Origin of the sequence: Legionella norrlandica (assembly GCF_000770585.1) — a bacterium.
In the GTDB taxonomy this organism is placed as follows: Bacteria; Pseudomonadota; Gammaproteobacteria; order Legionellales; family Legionellaceae; genus Legionella; species Legionella norrlandica.
Window position 1 is genome coordinate 1 of sequence record NZ_JNCF01000024.1, and the last position, 22607, is coordinate 22607.

Sequence of the window (22607 nt, forward strand, 5' to 3'; positions counted from 1 at the left end):
TCAGGAGATTGCAATCGCTCTCTGGCTGGTGCCACTTCATCATTCTGTAATAAGGTTCTATACGTTCATACTGTTGATAAATTGGTCATATCAACTACTAATCGCGAATCACCGGAAATCCTGGCAAAGGACGTATTACAATTTTATCAGTATTTAACTGTGAAACATGCGTAATACAAGCTAACCTGTTAGTTCCGTTGATGTTCATTCCATCAGAACCACATACCCCTTCTCGACATGAACGTCTATAAGTTATAGAGGGGTCCTGCTCTGCTTTTAAACGCTCTAGCAAAGTAAGTAACATGGGATCACTTTTAGACGGGATCTCTATCTCATAATCTTTCATATAAGGCTTGGCATCCACCTCAGGGTTATAGCGATAAATCGACAGAATCAAATTTTTACTATCAGCCATAAAATATCCTCTTTAGTAAACGCGTTCTTTCGGCTCAAACGGCTCGATATGTTTTGGTGAAGTATTTACAGGACGATAATCTATCACTTCACCTTCCTCAAAATACAATGTGTGCTTAATCCAGTTAGCATCATCTCGTTTAGGATAATCTTCTCTACTATGTGCCCCTCTACTCTCAGTTCTGGCAATTGCAGATAAAGCAGTCGCATAAGCAGTCGCCATTAGATTATCCAACTCCAAAGCTTCCACACGTTCTGTATTAAAAATTTGACTTTTATCATCAAGTTTAGCATGAGTTAATCGGCTTCTAAGAGCTTGTAACCGTTTTAGCCCGATGCCATTACCTCGCCAGTTCGGAATACTCCAAAATCCTCCTGCATTACTCGTTGCATTTCATCTCGTATTACAGCATGATTTTCTCCATCTTTTGAATTTTCCCAACGCTCATAACGAACCAAAGAAGCCGCTATATCTTCCTCACTAACATAAGACATTTCGGGCAATTGGTTGGATAACCATAATTCTTCAACATGCAACCCTGCTGCACGACCAAACACAACCAAATCCAATAAGGAGTTGCCCCCTAATCTATTAGCACCATGCACTGAAACACAAGCACATTCCCCTACAGCATACAAACCCTCAACAACATGCTCTTGATCATTGGTTTTGGTTATAACCTGACCATACATATTCGTAGGAATTCCTCCCATACTATAGTGGCATGTTGGAACAACTGGGATAGGCTCAACAATTGGATCCACACCAGCAAATTTCATTGCCAGTTCACGAATACCAGGCAACCGAGACTTAATCAAGTCGGCACCTAAGTGATCAAGCTTTAATTTCACATGATCTATTCCTTTTTGATCAAATCCCTTACCTTCTCGGATTTCCAAAGCCATAGCCCGAGCGACTACATCACGAGATGCCAAATCTTTCACTCTGGGAGCATAGCGTTCCATAAAGCGCTCACCATCTTTATTAATTAAATAACCTCCCTCACCTCGACAACCCTCGGTAACCAAAACCCCTGCGCCTGCTATGCCAGTTGGGTGAAATTGCCACATTTCCATGTCTTGAAGAGGTATACCTGCCCTTAAAGCCATTCCAAAACCATCACCTGTATTAATAAATGCATTGGTTGTGGATTGAAAAATCCTACCTGCCCCACCGGTTGCCAAAATACAAACTCGCGTTTGAAAAAATACAATTTCGCCAGTTTCCATGCACATTGCAGTAACACCAGCAATATGTCCTTGGGCATTTTTTACTAAATCAAGCGCATACCATTCACTAAATATATGGGTTTTAGCTTTTAAATTCTGCTGGTACAAAGTATGCAACAAGGCATGTCCTGTCCTATCTGCTGCAGCACAAGTACGAGCAGCTTGTTCTCCACCAAAATGCTTTGATTGGCCACCAAACTGGCGTTGATAAATCTTCCCGTTATCCATTCGAGAAAATGGCAAGCCCATGTGCTCAAGCTCATAAACTGCTTCAGGACCAGTTTTACACAAATATTCAATACAATCCTGATCACCAATATAATCGGCCCCTTTCACCGTATCATACATATGCCAGCGCCAATCGTCTTCATCAGCATTCCCCAAGGCTGCAGTGATGCCTCCTTGGGCTGATACGGTATGTGAGCGAGTGGGAAATACTTTTGATAGTAATGCCACTTTTAAACCGGAATTCGCCATCTGGAGTGCAGCCCGCATTCCCGCACCACCAGCGCCTATAATTACTGCATCAAATCTATTACGTGCCACTGTCATGCTATTGCCCCCAAATGATCATAAGGCCCCAAATAAGTTGGATAAGAAGCCACAAAACAACGAACAACTGTACGGATAAACGAATAGCTGTACATTTCATATAATCTGTAGTTACCGTCCAAATACCTATCCAGGCATGCAATGTCAAAGCAGTTACCCCAATTGCGGTTGCAATTTGAAATATTTTATTTGCAAACAAATCATGCCATTGAGAAAAATTCATACCAGGATGAGAAAAAATAAATCCAAATAAAAAAACCAAATAAGCTGCAAAATATACGGCAGTAACTCTTTGAATTAACCAATCTTTTAACCCATTTCCTGTTAAACTGGTGACATTATTTACCATATCCAGATTCCTAGAAAAATTATCGAAATAGCTGCAAGAGCAATAACTAAAACAGCTGACGCACGACCAACGTTAAGACTTTCACCAAAACCCATATCCATTATTAAATGTCTTATTCCAGCAATGACATGATAAATCATAGAAGCACCAAAAGCCCATAACACTAATTTATAATAAGGATGGGTTAAAAACATTTTTGCGTGCACAAAAGATTCTTCAGACTGCAAAGAATAGCTAAGAACAAACAATACGATTGGAAATAATAAAAAAATAAGAATTCCTGAAATCCTATGTAATATAGAGGCAATAGCCATAGGTGGATATTTCAAACTACTTAAATCAAGATTTATCGGTCTTTTCTTGTTCACTATTAATTTCTTCCTTATGTAAGAAAAATGTCATAAATATAGTTTTTTTCTAAATAGCCTCTCCATCTTTACCTTTTAGACTGAATTTTTAAACATAATTCGTAATTATTTTGCAAACAACAGTCTTGAAAAATAAAAACGGCTCTCAAAGGATTATTTAGAATGACCAAATTTTAATTCATGCTTGCGAAGTATAGCACTCTGTTTTTAACACGCAAAGTTCAGTTTCGAAGGAAAATATATAGTCTATTGACCAATTATAAAAAACAGTACTATATTTGCATAACATGGATAAATATGGATCTTTTCGGCTATTGAACATCAGGGGACAACTCACGATTAAAACAAATAGACTTTAAAATACTAGACTGCAATAAGATAATAATTCATGTTATTTTGAGGGTTCCATGCATGCGTGTCAAAAATGGGAATTTAAAAGAAGGCTAATAAGAATTATATGTTTACAATTAGATACGTAGGTTCACTTATTTATGATTTAATTATCTTATCGATCATATTTTTTTCATACACAGCAATACTACTATTATTTACACATGGTAAAGCCATACCACCGGCCACATGTTGGTATCAATTTTCTTTGTTTAGTATCTCCTTTATTTATTACTATAATTCTATCCGATGTGGGGGGCAAACTATTGGTATGAGAGCCTGGAAGTTTAAATTAACTGCAGATTCTCAAAAAAAACCATCCAGACAACAAATCATTGCCCGTTTTTTTTATTTTATTCCATCCATTTTTATTGCTCCTTTCTACTTAAAAGGGAACTATAAACTTTTGCATCAATGGACTAGGACAAGTTTTGAAACTATCCCTCCCTTGGCATGACCAATTCTCAGACGCGTGCCACTCTGTTTTTTTTAACTTTGTCTTTCATAGTTGGGTAAGATTTGTTTCACTTTACTTGGGCATCTTCTGCTGCAAATTGCCAAATAAATTGCATTCTTTGCTCTTTTAGGTCGAAGACATATATGCCAAAACAAAAATAATTTTACCTTCGTGCTGTAGTGGAAGAAGTAGCTGGAATATGTTTATAAATTTCTCTTGGGGCTTCAGACGGATATCCATAACCTTTATCGGCAAGGCGTTTTACAATTTGTAAATAATTCTCGCCCCAAATACCTGGATCAAAGTTAGTGACAACCACGTTATAACTCAAATTAATAACTGATTCAAATGCCTTTCTCTGGGCTATTTCATGACCACCAAAAGCGACCTGAACTTCTGTTTCTCCGCCCACGCCACCTGATTTTAGACGCTCTACCAAAAGGTAGATCATTTTTTCTATAGTATAGAAAAGCTTGCACATTGACATTCCGACACTAAACATATTCTGGCTTTTAGAGGTTGATAGCCTGTCGCCACCATCATGGATAGGATAAACAAATTCACGATCATTAGTGCCTGCTATAATCTCTGGTTCAATAATTATCGCTGGGGTAATGCTATCAATATGAGGAGAAATAACATGAATATGAAAATCAGCCAATGTCGCCATATTAGATAAACTCGCTCTACAATGGTTAATGGATTATTCAAATCCTCTAACATTGCTATTTTGCGATCTGTCAAATCAGTTTCTACAAAACCAGCTTGGATTTCAATCTCACTGCTAGCCATTAATATTTACCTAAAGTAATGATGATATTGTTATATTAGCCCAAAATCTGGAATGACGCATTAAACATAGAAAAGCGAAAGGTAAAAAAGCAGTAAAACCAATGCACAGATAAAATGATATTGGTTTATTTAATGCATCCAATCCTATTTTAAAACATTAGGGCCTATGTAAACTAGACACAAAATACAACCTAAACTCTTAAATTAACAAAGAATCGATGGATCGACGAATAGGCTAACTTCGAGTAAAATAATTATTCCTCATTGAGAACAGTGAGAAATTTGCAATAGAACGGAGTGTAGCTCAGCCTGGTAGAGCACTGCCTTCGGGAGGCAGGGGTCGCAGGTTCAATTCCTGTCACTCCGACCATATAAATAAAGGGTTATAAACATTTTTACAAAACCAAAATTCAATTATAGGGTGCACACAGGGTGCAAATTGAATGTGTTTTATTGAAAAAAATATATCTGGAATCATGCGTAAGATATTAAAATCAATCTACATTAGCTTAATGTTGATAGTTTCCCCTCAGATAAAAGCAACCTCAGATACATGCCATCCCAAAATAAACCCAAGATTACCTCAATATATAACTGGTTATGGAAGTTTGATTGATGAGCAATCTAAAAAGACTACAGACTCAAAAGCTTATGAAAACATCCCTGTTTTAATTAAAGGCTTTAAAAGGAGTTGGTGTGCACACGGTAATTTGCCAGGATTCAATGCAACTTTTTTGTCTTTAAATGAAAACAAAAAAGGGACATTTAATGGCGTAATTTATAGAGTCAGTGATCCCAAAGAAATAGAGCTATATGACACTAGAGAAACTGTTTATTGTAGGAAAGAGTTAAGCGCCGAACAAATTAAAATATATACAAAAAATATTCCTGAAAAAATACAGGTATGGATTTACTATCCAAAATCAACACAGAACGATCAACCTAGCCGTGAGTTTCCGATTACACAATCATATGTCGATATTTTTATTAGAGGTTGCATTAAAATTGAAGAAAAATTTAATATAAAAGATTTTGCTAAAGAATGTATATTATCTACGGATAACTGGCCTGAACACCACTGGGTCAATGATAGAATTTATCCTAGACGCCCTTCAGCATATGAGCCTTATGCACGTAAGATAGATGATCTATTAAAAGAACATTTACCTAAGCAATTTAAAAATGTAACAATCGAATAAATTGTAGGGTTAGCGCAAAAGCATTATTGCGCTAACTCAATCAGTAGATACTTTAACGCACTAACCACACTTTCTGTGCTGTTCCAGCCATGAATCAAGGTCATCCTTCAAATAGCGTATTGATCGTCCGATTTTAATATATTTAGGGCCTGGAGTTCTATTTGCTAAAGTTCCATTTACCCTGTCTTGAGAAAGAAAAGAACGGCTCATGCATATATAATTAGCAGCTTCAGCTTCTTTAAAGACTCTCTTCTCCACAATAAATACCTCCGTATATTTTGGTGTAACATCATAAAACAACACCAATATATACCAAGCATAAGTATTTATCAATTAATTTATACGCGATTTACGTATTCATTAACAGCAGTGATAACAGCTTCAACTTCAAAAGTTCGGCGAGTGGCTGTAAATCTCCCCTTAAATCGATTCATCCCATCCCCTCTCATTTTTGGCGCGTGTTCCTCAAAATAATTTTGCAAATCCTCGGCACTTTCAAGTTGATATTGAACAGTTAAATGTTTTTGATTATCAGAGCTATCACCATCCATTGATTGGTGCATCACTGTTGCATTCAAAAAACCGGGAAATTTAAGCATTTCAAGAATATGCTCGTCTAACCAATCCTTATAATCTCTATATATTTCATTATCAATAGATAGATTCACTTCATATACAACCATGTTTACTCCCTCACAAAACGTAATACAACCAATGTTAATATCGCACAAATACTAATAACAATTCCCGGATTCATAAAACTTTTATGGCTTAATATAACATAGGGCATTAAACCACCAAAAATTGATAAGCTGGTATTATAAGATATTGCTAAAGCCTTACCTCGATGAATGGCGGGAAACAAAGAAACCATAAATGCAGGCAAAGCCGAATTATATAATGATTGAATCAAAGCCAGTAATATCAAACTACAAAATATAACGACATAGTTAAAATGGCTAATATAGTCAAAACAGACATAGGAAAATAAAAGGTACAATGCTGAAGCAGCAGTAATTTGCTTAGTAATACCTACCCGATCGGCCAAAGAACCAAACAGGGGCAAACAGATGAAATAAACTGACAAAGCAATCAACGTCACCCATACAGATTTATGGTGAGTCTGATTTTGAATCACTGAAGATAAAAGAGTTGGCATATAAACAAAGGTCATATAGAAAGCAGAAGCAGATAAACTTGCAGCTACAAAACAAATAACCAGCTCCTTTCTATATTTTTTTACCAAAGATGAAAAATGTTTAGTATCATTCGTCTTCTGCACAAATGGCTCATTAATAAACCTTCTAATCTGGTACAGTGCCAGCCAAATAATAGCACTAATTAAAAATGGTATACGCCAGCCATATTGAATCATCTGCTCATAAGGTAAAAGGTTTAGCAATATAAAAACCGATAAATTTGCCAGCAACAATCCAAGAATTCCGCCCATAAATGCCATACTGCCAGAAAATGCCGGACGATCTTTCCCTTGTTCAACAGCAAATATTAAACCATTAGAAAACTCCCCTGAGATTGATAGCCCCTGAATAATCCGGCAACTAAATAATGCTATCCATAAATCAATGCCAGGTAGGCTGGTGGGCAATAAACCAATAACCGCTGTGGAAACAGTCATCAACAAAGTAGTAACTGACAGTACCTGCTTTCGACCATAACTATCAGACAGATACCCAAAAACCATGCCAGAAAAGGGTTTCACTACATAGCTTACTACATAAGCCAAAATGGTAAAATTAATCGCTGAACTTTGTGAATGGGATGAGAAAAATACGGAAGACAACACAGGAATAAGAAAAGCAAAGATACTTAAATCAAAAACTTCAATAGCAGTACTGATGAAAACGGATATCCTGGCCAGATTTGTCATTTACTTTCACTTCATTGTGTCGTACATTATTTTAGCATTAAATAGATTTAAGCTGTACCTCTAAGGATTTGTTATGATACATGATGTACCCAAAAGGATTTTCCTTCCCTTCGATGAAAAACAAGAACTTCTTTTCAACAAACAATTACGGCCCCTAAATGCCTTGGGATGTGATTATTTCTATTATCTAGTCTCAGATCAAACTTCAAAAAGCAAATCCTACCGATTCTGCACTCATGAAGATTGGATGACTTTCTATTATGAAGAAAAATTAATCGAAAATGATCCATTAAAAAGAATTGTAGAAAAGTCAAACATTTCAGTACTCCCATGGAATCAAGCCAGTTTTATGAATAAGCATGAAAAACAAACCATGTCTGGCCGATCCGCTTTTGGGCTTTATAATGGTGTCTCGATTGTTAGTAAATTCAATAACAAAAATTACATATTTGTATTGGCAACTGAACATAGAGATCATGACTTAGCAAGGTATTTGCTATTGGAAAAAAATTATGAACTAAAGAAATTAATGCATGGGTGTATAACCTCTTTAGAAGGATGGCGTGCTTAGGGCTTATGATTCTGATTGATTTACAAGAGCATTAAATAAATTAACCAACTTGAGCTGTTTAACCCTATTTACTGTAACAGCACAGAGCTGGGGATTGCCAACTACTATTGCTAAACTTTGAGCTCTTGAAATGGCAACGTTAATTCGATGCTTATCGAAGAGAAAATCAATCCCTCTAGGTGATTCATTCGCATCGCTGGTACACATACTCAAAAATACAATGGGCGCCTCTTGCCCTTGGAATTTATCAACGCTACCAACACGCGCCTGATCACCAAGAGCTTGCCTGAGTTTATTAACTTGATAATTATATGGAGCAACAAACAATATATCATTCCAACCAATCTTACGAGTTTCTCCCAGCTTTTCTATAAATGTCCTGCCAATTAATTCTTGAGCTAATAGATTTATTTCACTGACTTCCTCATCTGAAGCGTAGGTATTACCTTCATGCTCCACAGGAACAAAGATTATGCCAGCCTCTTTGTTTAATTTTCCTTGGTAACCATCAGGTACTTTAACAACACGCACATCATTATCAGGATGTGGCTCAAGGTTATTATCATATATAAATTTACTGATAAAGTGATTGACTGCTGAATGCATTCGATAAGTGGTTCCTAAAAATACTCCCATATCATCGGCAATCGTAGGTGTTTCATGTAATAAATAATCTAAAATAGAAAGACCGCTTTCACCAGGATGTGTGCCTTGTGATGGCTGCCCTAATTGCATTTGATCACCCATAATCACTAAATTCTTAGCAGAGCGGCTCATAGCAACCAGATTAGCTACTGAAACCTGCCCTGCTTCATCTATAAATAAATAATCAAGTTGATCCACCATATCATCCCTGGCAAATCCCCATGCAGTAGTGCCTATAACGCAGGATGCCACTATATTATTAACAAGGTCACTATTCTTTAAAATAGATATATTTATTGCCTGCAAGTTAGAATCCGTATCTCTGGTACAAGTAAAAATCCCATTAATGCTTTGCTCAAAACAATATTCTTTTGTTTTTAACAATAAATGGTTGATGGCTTTGTGACTATTACTTGCTATACCAATCTTCGCGCCAGTTTTAATAAGATCTGCTATGATATGTTTTGCAGTATGCGTTTTCCCCGCCCCTGGTGGTCCTTGTATAGTTAAATAACTATTATCTAAATTTTTTACAGCTTGAATTATCTGTTGTAGCTTTATATTTGGTTCATGACTCGGAGCTATAGCACCACCACAATGATTTTTAATACGTGGTTTTGAACGTCTTAAAAAATCTAAAATAGCACACTTACCAGCTCGACCGCTGTCATAATCCAGTACTAATTGATAAATGGCTTTTGGAATAGGATCTGGATTAACATATTGATCTGGAATTAAAGTAATTAAAATTGGTGGCTCTTCTCTAGCTTGTAATACAATCACCCCGTTTTCTAAATTGCTCTCTTCACTACAAAATTTCACTTTTACATTTTTGCCATTTTCGTCTTTTAATCCTAATAAATAAAAATAATCAGCTGCCCCTTTAAATTCTTGCATGGGATCAAATTGATATTCATAAGCTAAATTTTTTGCTCTTGATGTTGGCTTAAATGGCGCCCTCTCCGTTCTCTTGCAAAATGCCAAGCAGTCTAAATCATCAAATAATTCTTCCTCGCTCAAACCTAATCTATCAAATAAACGCCAGAAAAGTGGCTTTAACTCTCGGCGGTGAAATTCCAACATCCAAGCTAAATTTTCTGTTAATGCTGCATACTCTGGATCGTCAGATAATCTCTGCCTTGCCTTGGTTAACAAGCGATCTCGTAATTCAATGCATTGGGTTATTTCTTCTTTTGGTTCAGGTTCTACTATTTCTGTTTTACCTAGATAAAGAATACAATTAGTTTTCTGCTGCTCTCTCAGCCAAGCAACCAACTCCTGAGTTGAATTACAATCATCAATGTTATAATCACGAATATTCTTTAATATGTTAGAGGTTTCCCAAGTCTCACCTTGTTCATCACGCGAGTGCAGATCTCGCCACTGTTCATAAAATACAACTGAATCACCACCAGTCCCAACTTCGGTTTCACGTTTATCACGGTAAAGATGCTCGACGTTTTTTATAGAATACCTTGGTTCGCCCAGCAAAAGGCTGCCCTTCACGATTTTATATAGATCAACAAAAACTTCATTTCGCAATAGCTGATCAAGCTCATACTCACATATACCATAGCGCCCCATTAATTTACGACACGCAGCTATTTCATAATTGGCATAATGATAAATATGCATCATTGGATCACATTGCCATCTTGCATAAACCCAATCAATAAACTGTTTAAAAGCCTCTTTTTCTTGCATCTCATTATGCGCCCAATAATCCTTAAAGCATCGATTACCTTTCTCATCAAAATAGGTACAACCCCACAAATATTCCAAACCACCCTCTTCTAAAGGGTATCCCTCAATATCAAAAAAAACATCGAGTGGCGAATGTGGTGGCAACAACGCAAGTCCTGATTTTTCATTGGGTGTCGGTGCAATAATTTTATATTGCGGCCTTTCTTTTCCTATACTTTCTTTTTGTATAGTAGCCTGCGCTTTGAGACGCTCTAAAACATCAGAATTAATACCAGGTATACGATTTAGCTTTATATCAATTAGTTGCTGCATTGTTTGAATACCAGCTTTATTTAATTTTTTAATCTGGCTTTTTGTAATATTAGCAATCTGAAATAAATGATCCCTTTCAATCAAAAGCTTTTCTGCATAACTCGACCAGCAGCCCCATTCCTTTGAATCTGCGGGATCTGGCATATTTCGATAATCAAATTGTTCTTGGCTCAACAAAAAACTTTCTTTTAATGAGAGGTAATAATAGAAATAATCATCAACTTTAAATGCTTCATTTTTACCATTTCCGAGGACAATAATAATATTATCAGGTCGCCTACCTTGAATGGCTTCTAGCATTTCAGCATAACAACATAGCTGAATAATAAATTCAGGTTTTGCTTTGTGTGATAGTTTTGCATCCCAGACCTCGTAATGATAATCACCAAATTTACTTTCGCCAGGTGCCTTAACTAGAAAGTCTGCATATCCAAAGAACTGTTGATTTTCTAAATAAGCCTGGACTATAACATCTGTGCCATTCTTCATGGCTTCTAAAGTTAATTGCTGCTTTAACTCGATTGTGCTTGCCTCAATTTTTTTAATAATTAATCCTTGAGATTTGAATAATTCTTCTCGTGCTTTTTCATGTTGAAACCCTTTATTTTGAAGAACTTCCATCAGCTCATCTTTTGGATCTTTTTCAGGTGCTTTATCAGGAAACTCTAAAGAGAAACGATTCATCCAAGATGCAAAGGGGCTGATCATGAAGAGGGTTAGATCTGTTGGTGAAAAACGACCCATACCATCTATTAGTTGCATTACTTATTCAACTCCAGACGAATCATTTTTATCAGTAAACCATTTATTAAAGTCAGGATCGCTTGATTTTGGCGTTGGGCTAGCATTGTGTGTTTGGATCCTTATTGGAACTGAAAAACTTGAACCAAAAATAAGCGCTTGCTGCCTCGGCAAACCTGCGATTCTATTTAATTCTAGTTTATCTACCCATTCACTAGCTGCACTTACTGATCTTAGATCTTGCTCTGAAGTCAATCTAAATACTACCCAAGTTCCGCATTGTGACAAAACTGTCGATGACATTTCAGAAGGTCTTTGAGTACTGATTAATAAGCTTAAACCGAATTTTCTTCCTTCTTTAGCTAATCTTTCATAAGCTAGATTTTGATGCCTCCCTTCGTCATCACCAACAAACTGGCGCAAATAATGATGCGCCTCTTCTAACACAAGTAGTGTTGGATAGCTCTTTTCTTGTCCTCTATTAAAAAGCTCGAATGCAAATAATTCTAGTAGTGCACCAAGTACTAACGGCATCAAATCGTGAGCAACATCACGTAAATTAATAATATGAATAGACCAATCGCTACCCTCACATCCAAATATATCATTAACAACTTTGCTACCTTCTTGCTCCCAAGAACCTTGGTTATCATTGCCAATAAAATCCTTTTCATTAATATCAACAATACTTGTAAATAATGGATCATCGACTAGGCGCTTAATTCTTGTAATTAGCGGAGAAACATTGGAATATAAGAAAGCATCTCTTGTGACACTATTATTTCTATCAGGCTTAAGCGAGTAACTTTCCGCTACGAGAGCAGAAAGTGCCGACATTTTTGGCCATTTGGAAACAAAGTCAGCCTGCCCATTTCTTAGCTTTTCTATCCCATCCCAAGCGCTTTTTGCGTCACCTGTTCTGCAATCATCAAAAAATATAGGGCTATCACTATCATTTAAACCAACACCAGATGAATTCTTAAAACATTTAACTTTATTCAAATTATCTATAGCAAAAGTTAATGCTGGCCTCTGTGTTTTTTCACTAGGCATCAGCAAACGGGAAAGCCCATGCCTACCTAAAGCCATGTATGGGATTCTATACCCTTCTTTACCGCCTATTTTAGTTGTTTTTACTGAATCATTTTTATTGACAAAAGCATTTTCATACTCACCATTGATATCAAAAATAACAATCCTGGGCTTTGGAAATTTATGCATTTGTTGCAGCATACTTGCAATAAAACAACTTTTACCTTGACCTGTTGAACCTAAAACAGCGGTGTGCCGATTCAACATATTATTTATATTTACCTTTATGCTATCAAATCCTCTAGTGTCTGTTCCGATTATAATTGATTTGTCTTTATCTATGTTAGGTTGGACTACAGCAAGTAATTCATTGTCACTTAATGGGAAAGCTTCAGCACCTAAAGCAGGTGAAGCCAACGAATCTGGCATAAAATTTAGCTCTTCATTTTTTCGCTTTATATGCCCAACAACAACAGCTAAAACCTGTCTTAATGGTTCCGTATCTAAACGATTTTTTTGAGTTGTATATTTATGAGCCTCTTTTGGCTCAAGAAAAAGCAATGAAATTATCCGTAATACTAATAGTCTATTTCCACCATCAATGCCGAAGAGGCCATTAATTTCTGTTACAGCCGACACTCCATCACGATGCGCTGCAAATTGCCCTTTATAAGTATCTTTAAGGTTCAGTGTAACTTTTGAGCCTTCGATGGCAACAACATAACCAAATGGCTCCCTACCTTTTATGTTCACATATTTTCTCCTATACCTATATCTTCGCGAGCAGGCGTATTTTGTTCTTTATTTTCATTGATCAGTTTCTTAATTTTCAATGCATATTCGTCATATATAACTGGCTGAGGAAGATATGTAACGAATGAATCAAAGAATGCTTTCTCTTTACCGCCAATAATTGTAATTTGTGGCGATTCTAGTTTTAATATCGATTGAATCGATTTATTGATATTAATGTTATTACCATCAAACTTTTCAAGTTCAGGCAAACAAATCACCAATTGCAATGTTGGATTTAATAAAGCTCTTTTTACAATTTGATTTAAATGTGAATCGGAAAATGAATATCCAATAGTAATCAGACAAGTCTGTGATTTTGATAAAAATTCAGTGAACCTTCTGAGCAACTCACCAAGAACAAACCCAACAGTTTGAATATATTTTGCAGCTGACGGAAAAACTATGGGTAATTTGTGATTATCCTTTTTATCTAAAAAATTTTGAATATCCGACCAAATAGTGGCTGCTGGGTATTCTAAATACTCTCCATCCAATTCCTGCCAAGAAAGTGAGCCGTGTAGCTTCGCTAAGAAGAATCCATAAGTTCCAAATCGAGCTTCACCCCTTGCTGATAAATTAGAGTATCCCAAATCAAAAACATGCGGCGAAAAAATCCGATTATGCAATCCCTCAAATCCATTATTAATTTTCCAGCCCAAGGTCTCCCCTGCCCACTCCATGGCTAAATCATAATTTGTAGTAAAAATCCATGGTGCTGGTTGACCGACCTGTCGTGATCCGCATAATGCTTGCAATAAAGCACGATGAGAATCCAACTTTCCATCATCCAGATCAACAAGATGAGGACTATTCCACCATTTATCTTGTAGCACTGATGCTTTGATGATTGATCGATATAAATCAGCTTTGGCTTTTTGTAATTGCTTAGTAAGCTTTGTCTTTCCCTGTCGAATCCATTCCTTTTCGGCAATCTCTAATGTATCTAATAATTCTTCTACATTGATACTATCATCATTGAAGAATGTTTTTTTCTGCAACCAATCAGCAGAATCACTATAATCATCTTTAAAGCTTTTCCAAACATCGCCCATTGTTTTACCGCCAGCGGATATGGATGCCCCTGCCCCAAGTAAAACTCCTATGTTTTCTAATCTAATTACAGATGCCAAGTGCGCTTCAAGCTCTTCTCTATTTAAATATGTTTTCCCTCGCTTAGCGACAAATTTATCTTGGCTTTCCATACTCATACTAACGCCTCATCAAATAGGAAAATATTAGATACCATTTCTAACCTCCTTCAACGCCCGACTAAAGAAATGTTTAATCGCCTGATTCCGTGCCTCAGCATCTGTCATGATTATATTTTGCAATTGATTATCGCGCTGGAATAATTGGATCGCGCTTTCAAAAAATGCCTGAGAAAAAGCACCAAAAACCACATCCGGCGGGTTATTTTTCAGCATATCTTTCAAATTATCATTACTTAGTATTTCTTGATTAACTTTCTCAAAACGCAAAAAGTCTTCTTTAGTAAATTCATTGCCATGACGCTGATTGAAAGACTCAATAATTTCAGATAATGAACGCTCCTCATCTTCCGTGTAAGCATTAGCACCAAACTCTTTGATAGCAGATAGAGGAGAAGTTGTGCCAGGAGATAACGAAGCTGAACCCTGTTCTTTTTTCTCTATTCTGAATGCCTGTAAACGAATCATATCGTCTGTAATCTCAATTTCAGGTGGCACTTCTCGGTTAGGCAGTAATCTATTAAGCCATGATGCATAGGAAAAAAGCTTTTCCAGCCATGTGTCCTGCAAACTCATCACCTGCGCAACAAATGAATAAAAACGCATGTAGCTCTTCAGCAATTGTCGAAATTCTTCACGCTTTCCTTCGTCTTCTTCATATTCAAAACGTTGGACAGCATTCTTAACCAATTTTTCTAGCGCGATTCTATCGTGTGGATCAAGCGCTCCTTTGTAGAAAACCTCTGAGAAACGGTTGACTTCATCTTCGTCGATAATAGAAAAAGACTTAATGCGACCTTCCAATTCATAAACTTGATTAGGGTCAGATATCTCCTCCAGCGACGTGACTTCATAAAATGGTCGAAATGCATTTTGAATATCTTCAATCGTATTCTGGAAATCGAGCACGTATGTATTAATTTTTCCTGGGGTAGTACGATTTAACCTTGATAGGGTTTGTACTGCTTGTAAACCATCCAATTTTCTATCGATATACATCGCGCATAACTTTGGCTGATCAAAGCCTGTTTGATATTTCTCTGCCACAATCAATAATTGAAAATCTTTATCAAATTTTTCTGGTAATTGGGTTTCAGCGAAGCCATTTAATTCTGCTTCGGTGTAGGTTTCACCATCGATTTCTAGCTCACCTGAAAAAGCCACCAAGGCTTTCACACCTACATACTGCTTCTCTTCAATATACTTTTTTATACCAAAATAATATTTAAGTGCATGTTCACGACTTTGAGTGACAACCATTGCTTTAGCTTTGCCATTTATCTCTTGCATCACATGGCGACGGAAATGCTCAACAATAACCTCCACTTTCTGAGCAATTGCAGTTGGATGTAATATCGCAAATCTGGCAACACGGCGATGCGCTCTTCGTCCTTGCAATTCCGGATCATCTTCGATGGTTTTTTCCAGCTTATAGTACTGTTTGTAGGTCATGTAATTTTGCAACACGTCAAGAATAAAGCCCTCTTCAATTGCTTGGCGCATAGAATAAAGATGGAACGGATATGGCAAACCGTCTGATCCTTTTGTACCAAAGCGTTCCAATGTGACATTACGTGGTGTAGCCGTGAAAGCGAAATAACTGATATTAGCCTGTGGCCCACGTTGGCGCTGATACTCAGCAATCATATCTTCTATATCCGAAGGAGTGTTATTGCCTTCTTCACGTGTCAAAGTTTTTGAGAGGTTATCAGCATACTTACCGGACTGAGAGCCATGCGCTTCATCTATTAGCACAGCAAAACGGCGTTTGCTTTGACCCGAGATTTCCTTTAGATGATCAGTCGAAAATTTATGAATAGTAGTAATGATAATACGCGCACCTTGCTTAATGGCTTCTTTCAACTGTCGCGAGGTGCCATCAATCTTTTTCACCACACCCTTAGTTTGCTCAAATTGGGCCACAGTATTTTGTAGTTGACGATCTAACACTATACGATCAGTCACAATAATGGCTGTGTTAAAAATTGGTTGGTCTTTTTCATCATGTAGAGTAATCATACGGTGAGCTGTCCAACCAATGGTATTAGATTTACCTGAACCTGCTGAATGCTGAATTAAATAGCTATGACCTGGGCCATGTCGTTTTGCATGTCTTAATAACTTCAATACAGCATCTAACTGCTGAAAGCGTGGAAATATCATGACCTCTTTACCATCTTTTACTTCCAGGTGCATAAATCGTCCAACGATATCAAGCAGAATATCTCGCGAGAGGATGGCTTTTCCTTCTGGTTGGTCAGCATAAAGATAACCAACACGAAATTCATCGGCGATATCAGGGTTTCCTGCGCCACCATTATGGCCTCGGTTAAATGGTAAAAATCGAGTTTTACCGTTTGCTAATCGTGTCGTCATAGAAACATTGTCTTCGTCCATTGCGAAATGAACCAATGCACCTTGTTTAAAGGTTAGTAATGGCTCACCTGCTGGGGAACGATCAGTACGATATTGTTTTTCAGCATGACGGAACGTCGTACCCGTTGATAGATTTTTACATTCGATAGTCGCTAGGGGAATACCATTAACAAACAGGCCAATATCAATACGATTATCATGTTTACTGCTATATTTGAGCTCGTCAATAACCGAGAGAATATTGGCCTCAAAGAGCTGTAATAGTTCTTTATTAATACCCGAAGCAGGTTTGAAAAAGCAAAGAGAGAATTTAATACCAGGAATGAGCTTGATACCCTGACGCAGCACATCCAGCGTTCCGCGAGATTTCAAGGCCTTTTCCAATTGCTTGAAAAATTCGGTTTCGGCGCTAGCAGAATATTGAGCTTGTAACCGTTTCCATTCATCAAGTTGAGTGGATTTAATGAATTCCATCACTAAAGTTTTATCGAGTGCTGAAGCACGATCAAAATCTTCTGTGCTACGATGGACATAACCTAGTTTTTTAACCAGCTGATCGATGACATGATATTGCAGCACATTTTCTCGGCGGATAGTGTCCTGAGAGTAAATTCGTTTAGTTGTATCCGTCATGCTCGCATTGCCTCCTCGATATTATCGAGGCGCTCATCGGTGCTACCTCTTTTTTTCCAGGATTGTATGTCCAATTGCCCTGTTATGGCTTCGGTGATAAGTGACTCCTTAAACTGCTTAAGGTCTTCTATTGACTGTCTAATCTTGAGTGATACTTCATTTTTTTTCGAATTTTTAGCAAAAAGTTCAAGTCCAATCTTTTTTTGTACATCTATATCTGGGATGTATGGAACACTGCAAGCTGATATCTTACCTATTGGAATGCCAAACCTTGTAACACCTTGGGCCACTAATGAAAAATAATCTCTAACTATCTTAGTTTTAAGCCCCCAAAATAGAAAACGTCCATCTAGCTTAGAAGTGTTAGGTCGGATTATCGCTATGTGATACCCACAAACAGTATTTTCTTTCGTACTTTCAATATATACAGGAATGGCAATATCATCAGGAGTTTCAGAATCTTTAGTAACTAAAACCTCACCTCCGTTCATTGAAAATTTTTGCTTCTCGTAAGCTGTCACTGAACCTTTAGGTAATTGCGTATGTGAAGTAACAACATCATTATAGTAAACATCAGTATAATGAATTACATTCACTGATATTTCATCTTTATATATGTGTTTATCAACATTACTGAGTTGAACTGAAGCAACTGTTTTTAATTTACGAAACGGAAAGCGGGAAATAATTTCATTTACCTCCCCATTAAATCTTAATTGAAGTATTTCAATTAATTGACTCTTCTTCTCAATCAACTGATCAATACGATCGGTTTCATTATCAATAAATTCAACTATTGCGTTCTGCTCGCTTAATGGAGGACAAGGAATAAAAACATTTCCAAGCTCGCTAAAATATAACCTTAACCTCATATCCATAATACCTTTAGACCAACGCCTAAATTCACCTTGTGTCAGCTTTAGTCTAAATAAATAATGATAAAACTTGGGATTTATAGATGTAGTTCTTGCTCTTAAGATGTCATATGCAGGACTTGTCACTCCATTATATTCAGAGTATCCAACCGCACCCATCCAAGCCAAAAGCTTATTAACAACAAGATCGCCTTTTCTTACAATCCAATAACCATCTGTAGTTGATGCTTTATTGCCTTTCTGCTCAAGCTCTTTCCTTGGTTTAACGCCTATATCGGTATAAACGGACAGCAGTTCCATGCCGTGATTATCTTTTGATGACTCACATGCTAATCTGAAAAGACTTTTTACTCTTACAGTACTCCAATGACCAGGAGCTTTACCAAACCAATATTTATTTTGGGTATTACTCATGTCAATACCTCTTTCAGTAAATTAGCAATTTCTGTTTCCAATTGCTTTAACTCTACATCAATCTCAGCCACAGGCCTCGGGGAAACATATTTGTAAAAATAACGATTAAAATTAATTTCATACCCTACACGACCAATCTCGCCATCGGTGGCATCCTTGTGATTTTCATCTACCCAAGCATCGGCAACAAAAGATTTTACTTCTCGTTCAACATATTCTCGCCAATCTTCTTTTAGAGGTACTAATTCATGATCGCGTAAATCTGTATCAGGTTCAGGATTGCCTTTAACGTCACAACAGATGTCAGCAGTTTCATCTTTCTCTGAAAGCGTTGTAAGAATCGCTTTTTTTAATGGAGCAGTTAACTTGAAACTTAAATTTTTTAATGCTGTTTTAAGTGCTTTCTCAAATGCATCACGATTTTTAAATTGCTGTTTTAATATGTTGTCATTAAGTGCGGTTAATAATTCTTGTTGCTCAATTTCGGAAAGTTTTAGAAACGTATTTTCTTGTTGAAGCAATTCTAAGCGTTCTTTGCTTCCTTCAAAATTTAGCTTCAAAGGCCGCTCAATGCGTATTTCTCGATAACCAAACTCTTGCCTATCAAAAATTTTAGAAAATTCACTCCAATCTCCATCACCATTGAGCATTTCATTATAAATTTTAACAATTTCGCTACGCGCATGATCTGGAATCTCCCGACGTTTGCTACCAAGACTTTTTCGCATGGATTGCCAAAATCGTTCGCTACTTGCATCAATGAGTTGTACCTTTCCTCGACGGTTCTTATCCTTCTTATTTGTGAGCATCCAAACATAAGTTTGTATACCAGTGTTATAAAACAAATCCGTAGGTAAGGCGATAATCGCCTCTACCCAATCATTTTCCAACATCCAGCGGCGAATTTCACTTTCACCAGACCCTGCCCCACCTGTAAAAAGAGGTGAGCCATTCATCACTATGCCGATGCGAGAGCCTACTTCATCATCTCGCATTTTTGAAATCATGTGCTGCAAGAAAAGTAACTGTCCATCAGATATACGCGGTAGTCCAGCTCCAAAACGACCATCCATCCCTTTTTCTTGCGCTTCTTGCTTAATAGGATCTTGGTACTTTTTCCAATCTACCCCATATGGAGGATTGGAAAGCATGTAGTGAAATTTTTTATCCTTATGAGCATCTTCTGTTAACGTATTACCGAAAGCAATTTGTTCTGGGTTATGACCTGTCACTAGCATGTCAGATGTGCAGATACCGAAGGATTCTGGGTTTAATTCCTGCCCGTAGAGCTCAACACGAATTTTAGAGTTATATTCCTTCATTGCCTCTTCCATAAGTGCGAGCATACCGCCGGTTCCACAGGCAGGATCATAAACTGTACGAATGATTCCTGAACCCGCCAATGCATCAGCATCATTAATCAACAACAGATCCACAATCAAGCGAATGACTTCACGAGGTGTGAAATGTTCCCCTGCCGTCTCATTCGAAATTTCAGAAAAGCGGCGAATCAAATCTTCAAAGAGATACCCCATCTCCATGTTGGAAACATTATCAGGATGTAAATCTATCTGGCAGAAAAGATCGAATACTTGCCATAAAATTCCACCATCCTTTAGGCGCTTAAGCTGATCAGTAAAAAGAAACTTTTCAAGAAAAATATCGCGGACGCTGCTATTAAAACTGGTAATATAGTCTAATAAATTCTTATGTACATCGCCTGGATCTTGATTTCGAATTTTACTAAAAGTGAGATTATTGTAGTTATAAACTTTCAGACCACCACCAACAGCATTAAATAACATCATGTCTTTGGTATGATCATCTATTCCTTCAGGTAAATTCTCGTATGCACTTACTACAGCATTTTTTGAAGGTTCTAAAATACAATCCAATCGACGCAAAACAACAAATGGCAAGATAACCTTACCATATTCTGACTGTTTGAAATCGCCTCGCAGTATTTCAGCTATAGACCATGAAAATGTACTCAGATTTTGTATCTTTTTATTATTTTCATTCTTCATCTTTGGTTCCAATTGAATGCATGAGTTACCTCGAAAAATTAATAAGTAAGAACAACATAAATGCGCAAGAAACAGTCAGCATTGTAACTAATGTTAATAATGTAAATCGATTTGCTTTACGCGTCTGCTGAGTCAAATCCTTTGCTTCCGTTAGTGAATCTGATACCACGTTTTTCATGACTTGAACGAATTCATTGGTGGCTTCCCTCAGTATTTTGTTCATAGCTTCTTTACTACTAGCCAATGCAGCATTTAGTACTTTCTCAGCTTTGTCTTTAGCATCAACCTTCCATTGAGAGGAAATGCTCTCCATTTCCTCTTTGAATTGAGTCAGCATTTCCTGTTGTGCTTTTCGATTTTCCTCAAGCAGCCTGTCATTCATGGTTTGGAAGATAAGAACTGGATCATCTCTACCCAGAACAACACCATGCTTGCCTGCAATGTCTTGAATAGCCTCATTAATTTTCTCTGACATTAGATCACCATAGCGTTATCAATCTGGCTGAATAGTTGATCCCGTATCAGCTTTAATCGCTGCCTGGTCATAATATTTCGCTCAGGGGAATCGATTGCCTCATTAAATGTAATTTTTTGTTGAAGCATATTTGAGAGATCATGGCCGAAAGTTTCTTCCTTTAAATCAGGAATATTGATTATTGCTGCGATTCGGTCTTTGGTCTCTTTGTATACCCTTAGTTGCTCAAAAGGCTTTCCTTCACTCTCAATCTTTCCCCAATAGGGATTTAGCCACACAACATAGCGAACATCTTCTGGAAATTGATTTACCAGCTGAGCAAAGCCATTTATTGTGTCCAGTAACGCTTGACCACCAGTGATAACGGTATGGATGATAAGTTCATGCCCCATGTCTTTTAACAAGGTGGGCACTTGGTTGGTGATGAGATAATGCGATAAAGGCACAAAAGAACTGGCGCCATTATCAATAATCACGTCATTTTGTGTATTTGCAATTTTTTCAATTAAGGTGTCAAAATGGCGCGGATTGATTTCATCGCCTTCCATAATATTTAGGCGTTCGACATTAAGTGACTTAAAGCCATGAAAGGTGGCGTTAATGGGATCGGTATCAATACAAAGTGGGGATTGTGCTTTATTAAGTTTGTACTGAGCGGTAGTTGCCGAGACAAAAGATTTACCGACACCGCCTTTGCCCTGCATCGTGATATGTATTTTTGCCATTACAAGAGTTCCTCCGGATTGGGTATTGGATTAAAAGTAAAACCTTTGATTTCATTGGTAGTTTTACTTTTGCTCTGTTTATCATCCTTGGTGTTTTCCTGCTCTGACTTAATTAACTTAAGTACGTAATGCCTAAATGCCTTGTAGCCGAATGAAATTTGTCCTTCATCAGATAAAGTTTCCCAAACAGCTTTCATCGAACAGCCCTTATCAAGGGCTTCTCGAATGTCTTCTTTCAGTGCGATAAATTGAATCTTAGCATTGGTTCGCCCGTTCTTTTTTTCTGACTGATTTTGGATTACCCGTTCGGAAAGTAGTTTTTTCATTCTTCTTTGGCGTCAATTTTTTTATTTTAAAAAGTCTAAGTCATAATTAAGATTGGAACAAGAAAAAAGGAATATTTTAGAACTATTAAGAATTTACTAGAATATAAAA

At 37.1% G+C, this 22607-nt stretch carries 17 protein-coding genes, 1 tRNA gene and 3 pseudogenes; 4 read left to right on the top strand and 17 right to left on the bottom strand.

Annotation, left to right across the window (positions count from 1 at the left end):
- The 4 genes and pseudogenes from OK13_RS07645 to sdhC all read right to left on the bottom strand — a co-directional run.
- Positions 1–415: pseudogene (locus OK13_RS07645) on the bottom strand (2Fe-2S iron-sulfur cluster-binding protein); the annotation flags it as partial.
- Between the two features lie 12 nt (positions 416–427).
- Positions 428–2196, bottom strand: a pseudogene (gene sdhA, locus OK13_RS07650) (succinate dehydrogenase flavoprotein subunit).
- Between the two features lies 1 nt (position 2197).
- On the bottom strand, positions 2198–2545 hold the full coding sequence (gene sdhD / locus OK13_RS07655; RefSeq protein ID WP_035889622.1) for a succinate dehydrogenase, hydrophobic membrane anchor protein: 348 nt from the start codon (positions 2543–2545) through the stop codon (positions 2198–2200).
- Entirely contained in the window at positions 2539–2913 is a 375-nt protein-coding gene (gene sdhC / locus OK13_RS07660; protein ID WP_035889623.1) for a succinate dehydrogenase, cytochrome b556 subunit, read from the bottom strand. The genes sdhD and sdhC overlap by 7 nt, the downstream gene beginning before the upstream one ends.
- A 457-nt stretch (positions 2914–3370) precedes the next feature.
- Here sdhC and OK13_RS07665 point away from each other — a divergent pair, with 457 nt between their 5' ends.
- Positions 3371–3760, top strand: a complete 390-nt coding sequence (locus OK13_RS07665; protein WP_035889624.1) for an RDD family protein — start codon at positions 3371–3373, stop codon at positions 3758–3760.
- A 163-nt stretch (positions 3761–3923) separates the two neighbouring features.
- Here the strand turns inward: OK13_RS07665 and OK13_RS07670 are convergent.
- Positions 3924–4552: pseudogene (locus OK13_RS07670) on the bottom strand (virulence factor).
- Between the two features lie 293 nt (positions 4553–4845).
- On the opposite strand from OK13_RS07670, the gene OK13_RS07675 reads away from it, so the two are divergent.
- Together OK13_RS07675 and OK13_RS07680 are read left to right on the top strand one after the other, a co-directional pair.
- Positions 4846–4922: transfer RNA gene (locus tag OK13_RS07675), tRNA-Pro, on the top strand.
- Positions 4923–4995: 73 nt separating this feature from the next.
- Positions 4996–5751 (top strand): gamma-glutamylcyclotransferase family protein, encoded by a 756-nt coding sequence (locus OK13_RS07680; RefSeq protein WP_241480473.1) that lies wholly within the window; start codon positions 4996–4998, stop codon positions 5749–5751.
- A 60-nt stretch (positions 5752–5811) separates the two neighbouring features.
- Here OK13_RS07680 and OK13_RS07685 read toward each other — a convergent pair whose 3' ends face one another.
- From OK13_RS07685 to OK13_RS07695, 3 genes are all read right to left on the bottom strand, one after another.
- Positions 5812–6009 carry a MerR family transcriptional regulator gene (locus OK13_RS07685; RefSeq protein WP_013101121.1) on the bottom strand — a complete coding sequence of 66 codons (198 nt, stop codon included), beginning with the start codon at positions 6007–6009 and terminating at the stop codon, positions 5812–5814.
- Between the two features lie 80 nt (positions 6010–6089).
- On the bottom strand, positions 6090–6434 hold the full coding sequence (locus OK13_RS07690; protein WP_011945714.1) for a DUF4286 family protein: 345 nt from the start codon (positions 6432–6434) through the stop codon (positions 6090–6092).
- Positions 6435–6436: 2 nt separating this feature from the next.
- On the bottom strand, positions 6437–7639 hold the full coding sequence (locus tag OK13_RS07695; RefSeq protein ID WP_035889626.1) for an MFS transporter: 1203 nt from the start codon (positions 7637–7639) through the stop codon (positions 6437–6439).
- 73 nt (positions 7640–7712) lie between these two features.
- On the opposite strand from OK13_RS07695, the gene OK13_RS07700 reads away from it, so the two are divergent.
- On the top strand, positions 7713–8210 hold the full coding sequence (locus OK13_RS07700; protein WP_035889627.1) for an autoinducer binding domain-containing protein: 498 nt from the start codon (positions 7713–7715) through the stop codon (positions 8208–8210).
- Between the two features lie 3 nt (positions 8211–8213).
- Here OK13_RS07700 and OK13_RS07705 read toward each other — a convergent pair whose 3' ends face one another.
- Genes OK13_RS07705 through OK13_RS07745 form a run of 9 tightly spaced genes read right to left on the bottom strand, consistent with a single transcriptional unit; the run spans position 8214 to position 22498 of the window.
- Positions 8214–11633 (bottom strand): TM0106 family RecB-like putative nuclease, encoded by a 3420-nt coding sequence (locus OK13_RS07705; RefSeq protein WP_035889629.1) that lies wholly within the window; start codon positions 11631–11633, stop codon positions 8214–8216.
- Between the two features lie 3 nt (positions 11634–11636).
- Complete coding sequence (gene herA / locus OK13_RS07710) at positions 11637–13397, bottom strand: anti-phage-associated helicase HerA (protein ID WP_011945710.1); 1761 nt, start codon at positions 13395–13397, stop codon at positions 11637–11639.
- Entirely contained in the window at positions 13394–14647 is a 1254-nt protein-coding gene (locus tag OK13_RS07715; protein WP_052117615.1) for an SIR2 family anti-phage-associated protein, read from the bottom strand. The genes herA and OK13_RS07715 overlap by 4 nt, the downstream gene beginning before the upstream one ends.
- A 27-nt stretch (positions 14648–14674) precedes the next feature.
- Positions 14675–17656 carry a type I restriction endonuclease subunit R gene (locus OK13_RS07720; RefSeq protein ID WP_035889641.1) on the bottom strand — a complete coding sequence of 994 codons (2982 nt, stop codon included), beginning with the start codon at positions 17654–17656 and terminating at the stop codon, positions 14675–14677.
- Positions 17653–18945: a restriction endonuclease subunit S gene (locus OK13_RS13945; protein WP_052117616.1), complete on the bottom strand. Its 1293-nt coding sequence runs from the start codon at positions 18943–18945 to the stop codon at positions 17653–17655. Before OK13_RS13945 ends, OK13_RS07720 begins: the two co-directional genes overlap by 4 nt.
- Positions 18942–20972: a type I restriction-modification system subunit M gene (locus OK13_RS07730; protein WP_081964898.1), complete on the bottom strand. Its 2031-nt coding sequence runs from the start codon at positions 20970–20972 to the stop codon at positions 18942–18944. The genes OK13_RS13945 and OK13_RS07730 overlap by 4 nt, the downstream gene beginning before the upstream one ends.
- Before the next feature lie 25 nt (positions 20973–20997).
- Positions 20998–21447, bottom strand: coding sequence for a conjugal transfer protein TraM (locus tag OK13_RS07735; protein WP_035889645.1), 450 nt, complete (start codon positions 21445–21447; stop codon positions 20998–21000).
- Entirely contained in the window at positions 21447–22172 is a 726-nt protein-coding gene (locus tag OK13_RS07740; protein WP_035889651.1) for an ArsA-related P-loop ATPase, read from the bottom strand. The genes OK13_RS07735 and OK13_RS07740 overlap by 1 nt, the downstream gene beginning before the upstream one ends.
- Positions 22172–22498, bottom strand: a complete 327-nt coding sequence (locus tag OK13_RS07745) for a TraK family protein (RefSeq protein WP_035889655.1) — start codon at positions 22496–22498, stop codon at positions 22172–22174. The genes OK13_RS07740 and OK13_RS07745 overlap by 1 nt, the downstream gene beginning before the upstream one ends.
- Positions 22499–22607: the final 109 nt, after the last annotated feature.